The organism is Burkholderia sp. E168m23, from assembly GCF_016586125.1.
Lineage (GTDB): Bacteria > Pseudomonadota > Gammaproteobacteria > Burkholderiales > Burkholderiaceae > Burkholderia > Burkholderia orbicola.
In genome coordinates this window covers 1-10,045 of record NZ_BCPP01000146.1, presented here as the reverse complement: position 1 = coordinate 10,045, position 10,045 = coordinate 1, and the positions used below count along the sequence as shown (strand labels likewise).

At 60.9% G+C, this 10,045-nt stretch carries 10 protein-coding genes; 7 read left to right on the top strand and 3 right to left on the bottom strand.

The genetic code is table 11. From position 1 onward, the window contains the following. Positions 1-99: 99 nt before the first annotated feature. Genes JMF90_RS10455 through JMF90_RS10445 form a run of 3 tightly spaced genes read left to right on the top strand, consistent with a single transcriptional unit; the run spans position 100 to position 3,220 of the window. Entirely contained in the window at positions 100-489 is a 390-nt protein-coding gene (locus JMF90_RS10455) for a transporter (RefSeq protein ID WP_268905944.1), read from the top strand. Between the two features lie 22 nt (positions 490-511). Then, positions 512-1,741, top strand: coding sequence for an MFS transporter (locus tag JMF90_RS10450; protein ID WP_011548512.1), 1,230 nt, complete (start codon positions 512-514; stop codon positions 1,739-1,741). Between the two features lie 36 nt (positions 1,742-1,777). Then, on the top strand, positions 1,778-3,220 hold the full coding sequence (locus tag JMF90_RS10445) for an amidase (RefSeq protein ID WP_011548513.1): 1,443 nt from the start codon (positions 1,778-1,780) through the stop codon (positions 3,218-3,220). A gap of 503 nt (positions 3,221-3,723) precedes the next feature. On the opposite strand, the gene JMF90_RS10440 is transcribed toward JMF90_RS10445, so the two are convergent. The 3 genes from JMF90_RS10440 to JMF90_RS10430 all read right to left on the bottom strand — a co-directional run bounded on the left by JMF90_RS10440 (position 3,724) and on the right by JMF90_RS10430 (position 6,218). Continuing rightward, positions 3,724-4,596 (bottom strand): fumarylacetoacetate hydrolase family protein, encoded by an 873-nt coding sequence (locus JMF90_RS10440; RefSeq protein WP_011548514.1) that lies wholly within the window; start codon positions 4,594-4,596, stop codon positions 3,724-3,726. Between the two features lie 144 nt (positions 4,597-4,740). Continuing rightward, positions 4,741-5,511, bottom strand: a complete 771-nt coding sequence (locus JMF90_RS10435) for an SDR family NAD(P)-dependent oxidoreductase (protein WP_011548515.1) — start codon at positions 5,509-5,511, stop codon at positions 4,741-4,743. 152 nt (positions 5,512-5,663) lie between these two features. Then, a complete protein-coding gene (locus JMF90_RS10430; RefSeq protein ID WP_011548516.1) occupies positions 5,664-6,218 on the bottom strand; it encodes an OsmC family protein in 555 nt (184 codons plus the stop codon). A gap of 358 nt (positions 6,219-6,576) precedes the next feature. Between JMF90_RS10430 and JMF90_RS10425 the strand changes: the two genes are divergently transcribed. From JMF90_RS10425 to JMF90_RS10410, 4 genes are all read left to right on the top strand, one after another. After that, the gene (locus JMF90_RS10425) at positions 6,577-7,140 is read left to right on the top strand and encodes a TetR/AcrR family transcriptional regulator (RefSeq protein ID WP_011548517.1); all 564 of its coding nucleotides are present in this window, start codon (positions 6,577-6,579) and stop codon (positions 7,138-7,140) included. 126 nt (positions 7,141-7,266) lie between these two features. Then, positions 7,267-7,608, top strand: coding sequence for a carboxymuconolactone decarboxylase family protein (locus JMF90_RS10420; RefSeq protein ID WP_011548518.1), 342 nt, complete (start codon positions 7,267-7,269; stop codon positions 7,606-7,608). A 69-nt stretch (positions 7,609-7,677) separates the two neighbouring features. Continuing rightward, the gene (locus JMF90_RS10415) at positions 7,678-8,358 is read left to right on the top strand and encodes a DsbA family oxidoreductase (protein WP_011548519.1); all 681 of its coding nucleotides are present in this window, start codon (positions 7,678-7,680) and stop codon (positions 8,356-8,358) included. Between the two features lie 148 nt (positions 8,359-8,506). Beyond that, positions 8,507-9,616: an alkene reductase gene (locus JMF90_RS10410; protein WP_011548520.1), complete on the top strand. Its 1,110-nt coding sequence runs from the start codon at positions 8,507-8,509 to the stop codon at positions 9,614-9,616. Positions 9,617-10,045: the final 429 nt, after the last annotated feature.

The following is a 10,045-nucleotide window of genomic DNA, read 5'->3' as shown; positions in this document are numbered from 1 at the left end:
AGTGTGCCGGAGGATGCATGGCAGTAGGTACGCGCGACGCGTTGGTTCAAGCTGCAGAAGGCCCGTAATAACTTCGTATAGCATACATTATACGAAGTTATACGACACTGGACCTTCTCGCCGATCATCGGCGCAACGTACATCACCGACAGCGGATTCGAAATCTCGACCAGCATCGAGGTCGATCAGAACACGACGAACCGTGCAACGAACTATCGAAGCGGCACCGGGTTCCGCCAGGAATTCGCGCTCGGACAGCACATCGGCCCGTTCACCGCCGGCCTCGGCGGCTACATCGAGCGGCAACTGAGCAACGACCACGGCCCGAATGTCGACGGCAACCGCGCGCACGTGAACGCGGTGGGCCCCGCGATCAGCTATGTCGAACAGGGAAAGCCGGCGGTATGGCTGCACGTTTACAAGGAATTCGGTGCGCAAAACCACGCGCAGGGGTACCAAATCGCGCTGCGTGCCGCGCTGTCGTTCTGATGTTCTGATTCGGGAGCAGTCGATGAATCCGCTTTCTTCCGCGCATACCGCGCCATATTCACGTGCCGCTAGGCAAGCCGGCGCCAGCCAGGGTGCTGTGCTGCTGCTCGGCAGCAGTCTCACCGTAATGGGCGCAGTCATGATCGCGCCGATCCTGCCGAAACTCGCGGCGGACTTCGTGCCAGCCAACCCGCGCCTCGCCGCACTCGTGCCGCTCGTCGCGACGGGCCCCGCCCTTGCGATCGCGCTGTGCGCGCCGCTCGCCGGCTGGCTTGCCGATCGCGTCGGACGCAAGATGCTGCTTTTGCTAGCAACGCTCGTGTACGGGCTGGTCGGCGCTGCGCCGGCATGGCTCGACAGTTTCACCGCGATCCTCGTCTGCCGGTTCGCGCTCGGCGCCGCGGAAGCGTGCGTGATGACGTGCTGCACGACGTTAATCGGCGACTACTGGCACGGTGAACAACGGGTGCGCTACGTGAACCGGCAGGTCGTCACGATCGGTGTCGTCGGCACGATTTTTTTCGTGCTCGGCGGCGCGGCCGGCGAGCACGCATGGCGCTATCCGTTCTATCTTTACCTGCTGCCGATCCTGCTCATACCTGCGATTGCCGCCCTGCTGTGGGAGCCGCTGCGTCATGGTCGGCCCGCCGAGCCGGGCGACGGCGGCACGCCGCTGTCCGGCGGCAAGCTCGCGTCGACGCTCGCCATTGGCTATCTGCTGATCTGCGTCGGAATGGTCAGTTCCTTCGTGGTCCCGGTGCAGATGCCGCAGCTGATGATCGACATCGGGCAGCACTCGTCGACGATGATCGGTGCGGTCTCGGGTATCGGTTTGCTATCGACGCTGGCCGGCTCCATCGCATGGCCATGGTTGCGCGACTCGCTCGGCCGGCGCTTCGTCAATGTCGCGCTCCTTGTGCTGCTTGCGGTGGGTCTGTATCTGCTTGCGAGCGCCAATACGGTGCCGGCCATCGTCGTGGCGGTCGTGATTCACGGCTTCGGCGGCGGCATGCTGGTCCCAAACGCAATCCTGCCGCTGATGCGCAGGCTATCGCTCGCGATTCGTGGCCGCGCCCTGGGCGGTTTCACAGCCGCGCTCTATTTGGGCCAGTTCCTCAGCCCGTTGGTCGTGCTCGGATGTGCACAGGCGTTCGGCGGACTGCGTCCCGCAATCGTCTCCATCGCGTCCGGTACAGCCGCCACGGCACTGCTGTGGTTGCTGCCGGCATTTCGTAGCCGCGGCGACGATTGATCCACTCCCATTTTCTTGTTCTCGAACGATAGACCTATGAAAGATTTCCAAACGCTCATCGCCACGCATGATGGCATCGCGCTCGCGGCGCTCGTTCGCGAGAAAGAAGTAACGCCGACGGAACTGCTGGACGCCGTCCTCGCCAGTCTCGACGCGATCAACCCCTCGCTGAATGCCGTCGCAGAGCGCCTCGACGAAACGGCCAGACTAGCCGCATCGACCATCACTGGCCACGAGAGCGTACTCGCCGGTGTCCCGACACTCATCAAGGACCTTTTCATGCCGGTGCGCGGCGCACGCATGGCGAACGGATCGTTCCTGTTCGGCGACTACCGGCCCGACTTCGACGGCGAACTCGTGGGGCGCCTACGGCGCGCGGGCATACCGATCGCTGGAACCTCGCTGTCGCCCGAACTGGGCACGTCGTTTTGCACCTCCTCAGCGCGTTTCGGCGTCACACGCAATCCGTGGAATCCGCATGTGAGCGCCGGCGGATCGAGCGGCGCCGCGGCAGCGCTTGTCGCCGCGCGCGTGCTGCCGTTCGCGCACGGCAACGACGGCGGTGGCTCGCTGAGGGTGCCCGCGTCCTGCTGCGGCGTGTTCGGATTGAAGCCGACACGCGGTCGAACGCCGAATGGCCCGATGATCGGCGAAGGATGGGCCGGCATGGCCATCAACCACGCGATCACGCGCTCGGTTCGCGACAGCGCCGCCCTGCTGGACCTGACCGCGGGCGCCGATACCGGCGCGCCCTATGCGGCGCCATGCCAACCGGAGACGTTTCTCGCGGCCACGCAGCGCGATCCGCGGCCGCTAAAAATCGCCGTGATAGAGCAAGCGCCACCGTGGCCGCTTCATCCGGCCTGCCGACCCGCACTCGCACATACCGTCGCGTTGCTGCGCTCGCTCGGACACCACGTCGAGCCGCTCGATAGTCCGGTCGATTCGGAGGCGTTCTATGACCGTGTATTCACGATCATCGGCGCACAAACGCGTGCGCTGGTCGACATGATAGGCAACCAGCGCGGACTTCCGGTACGCGACGGCGAAATCGAGGCCCGCACCCGTATCATCCTGCGGGAGAAAGGCAATGCAAGCGGCGCCGAATACGCGAGCGCCGTCGACTGGATCCATGCATTGGGCCGGACGTTCGGCCGGTTGATGGAGCGCTACGACGTGCTGCTAACGCCGACGCTCGCGATGCCGCCGCTTGCGCCGGCCGAACTTGCGACCGCGGACGACACGCAGTCGTTGAGCGAAGTCATCGATCGAGCGCATCGGTTTTCTCCGTTCACGGCATGGTTCAACGCGACCGGTCAGCCCGCGATGTCGGTGCCGCTTTACTGGGACGAGCAAGGCCTGCCGATCGGCAGCCATTTCGCGGGGGCGTTCGGCGCAGAGTCGCTGCTGTTCTCGCTCGCCGCGCAGCTTGAGCGCGCTGCACCGTGGGCGGATCGGGTTCCCCCGCTTTGCGTTTGACTGACGGTCCGGTGAACTTCCTGGCTGCAGGCGACTGAGCGCACGGGCGCGTTTGACCAGAGAGGAAGCAGACACCCCGAACGTCGTGTCGGGGTGTCCCGATATTCAATGTTGTACGCGCAGGCTTTCGCGTTTCCCGTTCTTGAACGTATAGAGTGTCATCGTCGCATTCTGGAGATCGCCCTTGGAATCAAATCGCGTTTTACCGATCAAGCTCTTGTAGTCGATCTTTCAGATACGGGAGGCACTTCGCCAGGCCGGACGAGCCAGCAGACTTCTTTGCGTCGACGGGTAATCATCCTTCGCCTGCGACTAAATCACCAGCATAACCGCATCGGACGTCCCACTTAAAATCTCAGAAGACTGTCCGAACGTGACAGGCACCTCTGTCTGTTGTCACGCTCACGATCACGGCACCCTACGCGCGCGTCCGCCTCTCCTCGCATGTAGAGAACCTGCCTGACAACGCCTGCGAGCCGGGCGCAGAGCACCATGCGCGTAAGTCAAGCGTCGCGCCGGACCGTCCCCACGTACGCGACCGGGTTGCGCAACACGCCGAGCCGCTCGATCTCGACTTCGCACACGTCTCCGGCTTTCATCCAGAGCTGCGGTTCGCGCGCCATCCCGATACCGGCAGGCGTGCCCGTGACGATCACATCGCCGGCCTGCAGCGTCATCACGTCACTCAGCAGCACGACCAGCGTCTCGACATCGAAAATCATGTCCGACGTCGATGCCTCCTGCACGACCGCACCGTTCAAGCGCGTCTGGATCTTCAGCCCCTTGCAGCCGCGCGGCAGTTCGTCGGCCGTGACGAACCACGGCCCGAATGCCCCCGTCCCGTCGAAGTTCTTACCCATCGTCCATTGCGGCGTGCGGAACTGGTAATCACGCAGCGTGGCGTCGTTGAAAATCGAATAGCCGGCAACATGATCGAGCGCCCGCTCGCGCGCGATGCTGCGTCCGCCCTTGCCGATCACCGCCACTAGTTCGCCCTCGTAGTCGAGTTGGGACGATTGCGCCGGCAGCGCGATCGGGTCGCCATGGCCGATCAGGCTCGACGCAAACCGCGCGAACACGGTCGGATAGGCCTGCTTCGCAAACCCGGTCTCGGTCGAGTGGTCGAGGTAGTTCAATCCGACACAGACGATCTTGCCGGACCGTCCGAACGGCGGCAGCAAGCGCACCGCCTCGAGATCGACCGGCGCGCCGCGCGCGAGAAGCGCGCCCACTTCGGCAAGATCAGCGCCGTGCGCCAGCAGCGCATCCAGATCGCCCGGATAGGCGGTGTCCTCGGCGGTCAGCCCGAACCATCGCCCGCCGTGCTCCACCGCGATGCCGCGGTGCCCATCCGTTTTATAGACTGCAAATCGCATCGCACACTCCTTGCTCGCCGTCCATGAAGTCGCCGACTACGCCTTCAATGTCCTGTTGGAGCACCGCTGGAGGCAGCGGTAGCCCCTCCTTCATCACGTTTCCGTCGCCCATGTACTGCTAGCGCGCGTACATCCAAACAGCCATCATTTGCGCACGGCCATCACCCCCGCATCCACATTCCAGATGGCACCGGTTACCCACGAGGTCTTGTCTGAAAGAAGGAAGACGATCGTGTTTGCAACGTCTTCGGGCGTACCGACGCGTCCGAGCGGATGAAACGACTCGAGCGCTTTCATCGCACCGGCAATGTCTTCCTTCGCCATAAAGCCTTCATAAATCGACGTCTGTACGATCGCCGGCGAGACAGCATTCACTCGGATACCCGCATCGGCGAGTTCAATCGCGAGATTGCGCGTGAGCGCGTGCAGACCTGCTTTTGCCATGGAATACGCCGATGCCGCGGAGTCGCCCAGCGCTGCCTGGGCTCCGATCGACCCGACGTTCACGATAGCGCCTTGGAGCTTCGCAGCGAGCATGTTCCTGACCACGTCCCGCGTAATGAAGAAAGTGGCACGATTGAGCGACAGGTACATGTCGTAATCAGATTCTTCGTGGTCGATGAAGGCCTTCGGAGCAAAGATGCCCGCAGAATTCACCAGAAGCGAGATATCTTTGTGATTCGCGTTGATCTCCGAGCGGATGGCGTTCATGCCTTCCTCGGTCATGAGGTTCGCCGCAATCACGGAGACCGGACCGAGCCCGCTCAGTTCGGCACGGACCGCTTCAGCTTTGTCTTTCCTGTTTCCCGTCAAGACGACGCTACCGCCGCTTTTCAGCACTTGTTTGGCCGTTGCGAGCCCGATACCGCTGGTGCCACCGACGACAAGAAGTTTCTTACCGGAAAAATCATTCATTTTGGCTTCCTTAATTTAAATGTCTGGATCAGTTCCGCATGCGCGGCCGCGCCAACGCGGACATTACTCGTCTTGCCGCGTCCATGAATCAGCTCGCCTCGCGGAGAACGCAGAACGCAGAACGCGGCCGGTATCGCAAGTACCTCCGCTGGTTAGCCTTCGCGGACTTCGAGAGTCGAGACCATGCGGATCGCCTTCGAGAAATTCGCGAGGTTGACCGAAGTTTTCGTCACGACCTGGTGCAACTCCTCGACACGCTCGCGCGAAGCGTCCGTGTGCAGGCGAACGACATAGCTCACTTCGTCGTATCCCGGGTTCACGCTCTCGTCGAGCCCGAGGAAACCGCGCAAGTCCAGCTCACCATCGGTCTCGATTTCCAGACTGTGGACAGTGATGCCCATCGCGGCGGCGTTGACCACGTATCCGACCGTCAAACAAGCGTTGAGCGCGGCCATGAGCAGCTCTTGCGGATTAGGCGCGCTATTCGTGCCCAAAAGCTGGGTGGGTTCGTCCGCTGCGATTTCGAAATGCCGCTGGTGAGTCACCCCGCCCAGCTCATAGTGGCTGACAGTCGCCACGGAACGCGTCTGGTGTTCCCATTTCGTCTTGACGTTGAAGCGCGCGTTTCGCTTCGTGGGGTCCGTGGCGACTTCTTGCGCGAATTGCTGCAAAGCCGGCACATCGATTCCGTTCGGGTGGGTAGTCATCTGCTGGTCCTCCTAGGAGCGCTCTCGCGCAGGGAAAAGTTCAAACACGCGGCAAGCCTACCATCTAGTTGGTAGCTTCACAAGGGCATTTCTCGTCCTTGTAGTCGTGACGCTCCTTCGAGATTGATCGGACGAATTTGCCGCTCTGCCCGCTCAATGAAAAAATGCACGAGGTCGGTTAGTGCAATTGGGGACACGTTCCTCCACCATCTGCTTGCGGGGCGTCCCTGCAAGGTTGGCCCGCTGCGAAGACGAGATGCGCCGTCATGCTTGACAAAAAACCAACTAGTAGGTAGACTCCGCTTGCAGTGATTCGCTGGGTTCGTTCAATTGAAGATGGCAGTGTGCCGGAGGATGCATGGCAGTAGGTACGCGCGACGCGTTGGTTCAAGCTGCAGAAGGCCTGATGCGCTCGAGGGGTTATGCCGCCTTCAGTTATGCGGATCTGGCCGAAACCGTTGGCATCCGGAAGGCAAGCATTCACCATCACTTCCCGACGAAGGAAGATCTGGGCGTTGCGATTGTGGAAGCCTATGTCGCGAGAGTGGTGGAAGCGTTCGAGCGAATCGACCGCGAGAATGAGGACTTCTGGGGCCGCTTGAACGGATTTTTCGATACCTTTCGCGCCAGCAGTGATGGAAGCCTGCTCCCGCTCTGCGGTGCGCTTGCCGCCGAGATGGCTGCTTTGCCGCCCGAACTGCAGAAGCTCACGCACCGGTTTTTCGAGCTGCAACTGCGCTGGCTGACCAGGGTCATCGACAAGGGCATCAGCGACGGCGAGATCGCCGCCGGTGTGGGGAGCTGCCAGAAGGCGTATCAGGTATTGAGCGTTCTAGAGGGAGCCAGCTTTGTCGAGTGGGCCATGAAGAACGGCGAAACGCTCGACCGCGGCATCATTCGACTCATCGTCTCCGCAGCATAAAAAGGGGATCGCTTCCCCAAACGATTCATCGTTGCACCCAGCGCCAGAGCCGTTTTCCGCGTGAACATGGCTCTTTTATTTGAGTATTTACCCTACCAACTAGTTGGTTGTTATTTGGAGAAAACCATGGAAAACTGGACTGAAACAATCGGCGCCGTCACCCGTCGCGTGCATGAACTCGCACGGTACACCCCGGACACGCTCAAAGGCGTTGGTTTGCTCGGTGCCGCCGGCGCCAAGACAAATCATCTCGACGCAAAGACGCGAGAGCTGATTGCGTTGGCAGTCGCTGTCACAACACGCTGCGACGGCTGCATCGCTTTTCACGCGGCAGAAGCCAACAAGCTCGGTGTGACGAAGGAAGAAGTCGCAGAAGCACTTGGTGTCGCCATCAATCTCAATGCCGGCGCCGCTGTGGTCTATAGCACTCATGTCCTCGACGCGCTGGACCATCTCGGTCGCGAGTAAATGTCCTACCCGGCGCTACCGCTGCGAGCGGAGCGCCACGAGGCAGCAATTTCTAGCTGAGGATGAAACATGAAGCGGGTCAATGTAGAAGTGTGGTCGGACTTTGTCTGCCCCTGGTGCTGGATCGCAAAACGACGCCTGGAAAAAGCGATAGAAGGCGTGACGCAGCACGTCGACGTGGTCGTGACACACAAGTCCTACCGTCTTGCGCGAGGCATGGTTCCGACCGGCTTTACAGACGCGCTTTATGCCAAGTTCGGAAACGCGACAGCAGCGCAAAGAATGATGGATGCGGTGTGCTCGGCCGGAGCCCAGGAAGGTCTGAACTACCGATTCGAGACCATGCGCTTTGGCGATACGAGCGACGCGCACCTACTCGTCAAAAGTGTCCAAACGTCCGAAGACAAACAACGGATGATCGAAGCGATCTACCGGGCCGCGACGACCGACGGGATTGACATCTTCGATAGAGCCGCGCTCATCGACCTTGCGAAGAGCATCGGCATTTCTGCTGCGTCGCTCTCCTTCGACGATCGCGAGATGGTGTCCGAAATCGCGCGAGATGAAGCAGAGGCAAATCGAATCGCAAATGGCGTTCCGCTGTTTGTCTTCAACAACCGAACGTACCTCTCAGGCGCACGTGAAGTTGCCGTGTTCGAAAAAGCGTTGTTCGACTCCGCCGAGAACGTACCGGACGAAAGCGAAGACACCGGAGGCATGAGCTGCAGCATTGACGGGTGCGCTCACTAGGCAGCCCCCCATTCACAAGGTATCGATTCTTTCCGGACTGACCGAAATGCGCGTGAAGCAGATTCCCGGCTGTTAGATAGCCATCCGTTTCATTTCGCATTTAACCCGACACTCACCAGCGCCCTGGCGCACCTACATTTTGAGCAACATGATGAGTAAATTGTTTACGCCCTACGATCTCTCCGGGACGCAGCTCGCCAACCGCGTCGTCATGGCACCGATGACGCGCACGCGTACGCCCGATAACATTCCCAACGATCTCACCGCGCTCTACTACGCGCAGCGTGCTTCCGCCGGCTTGATCATCACCGAAGGTCTTCCGGTGTCCGAAGAGGGCCGAGGCTATCTGTATACGCCGGGTCTGTACACCGACGAGCAGACGGAAGGATGGCGGAAGGTCACCGACGCCGTGCACAAAAAGGGCGGCAAAATCTTTGCCCAGCTCTGGCACGTTGGCCGGCTGTCCCACGTTTCCATCCAGCCTGGCAATGCGGCTCCGGTGTCGTCGGGCGAAGTGCCGGCGACCACGACCATGGTCTACGCGTGGGTAGAACCCGGCAAGGAGGGCCCGGTCCTCCCGAGTGTGCCGCGTGCGCTGACCACGGACGAAGTGCAACGTGTCACTCAGGACTTCGTTGCATCCGCGCGTCGGGCGATGGACGCAGGCTTCGACGGCGTAGAAGTGATGGCGGCCAATGCCTTCCTGTTCGACCAGTTCCTGAGCAGCGCGCTGAACACCCGCACCGACCAATATGGCGGTTCCATCGCTAATCGTCAGCGCTTTTTGCTGGAGACGATCGACGCCCTGGCAGACGCCATTGGCGGTGAAAAGGTGGGCGTGCGGGTCTCGCCGTTCGGGCGCATCTACGATATGGAGGCCTTCGAAGGGGAAGCGGATGCGTGGGCGAGCATGGCCTCGGCCTTGAACGAACGGAAGCTGGCGTTCGTACACCTGAACTATCAGACGACCATTTCTGCAGCAGGTACTCCGAATGGCTTTGGTGCGGCCTTTCGCAAGGCCTACCAAGGCACGCTGATCGGCGCCGGCGGCTTCACGCAGGAGCTCGCCGAAGCCGAACTGGCGAAGGGAGAACTTGACCTGATCGCGTTCGGCACGGCCTTCATTTCCAATCCCGATTTGGTGGAGCGGATGAAGAACGGTTGGCCGCTCACGGAGCCCGATCGGTCGACCTTCTATGGCGTCATTGGTGCCAAGGGCTACACCGATTATCCGACTTTCGAGCAGGAAACCGCGTAATCGGACTGAAATGCCGACGCATCATTCCGGTCCCCGACATGAACGCGAGATGAGGTACGGCGGGCTCGGACTGCTTGCATGGGAAGTCTCCGAATCAACTTTTCCAAGTCGTTCGAAGTGCTTCCCATCGGCATTTAATAGCATCAGAAGATCTGGCGAAACTTGGCCGGCCGACCGTGATCCGGACCGGCCGAGGCGTCGCCTCAGGTTGCATGCCACATTCAGACTCCCCATCGACGTCAATGCAGGCCTTCGAAACTGTTGCGCGTCATGGGACCGAAAGGTCAAGCGGATATGCCGTCGTCCGTCGGTGCGATAGACCAACAGCTGCATCGCGCGAGGCTCGTTGAATGCTTGATTTCGTACATGGAGAATCCAGTATGGGCTATAACTTTGATCGCTCGATCTCCCGCCGCAACACAAATGCAA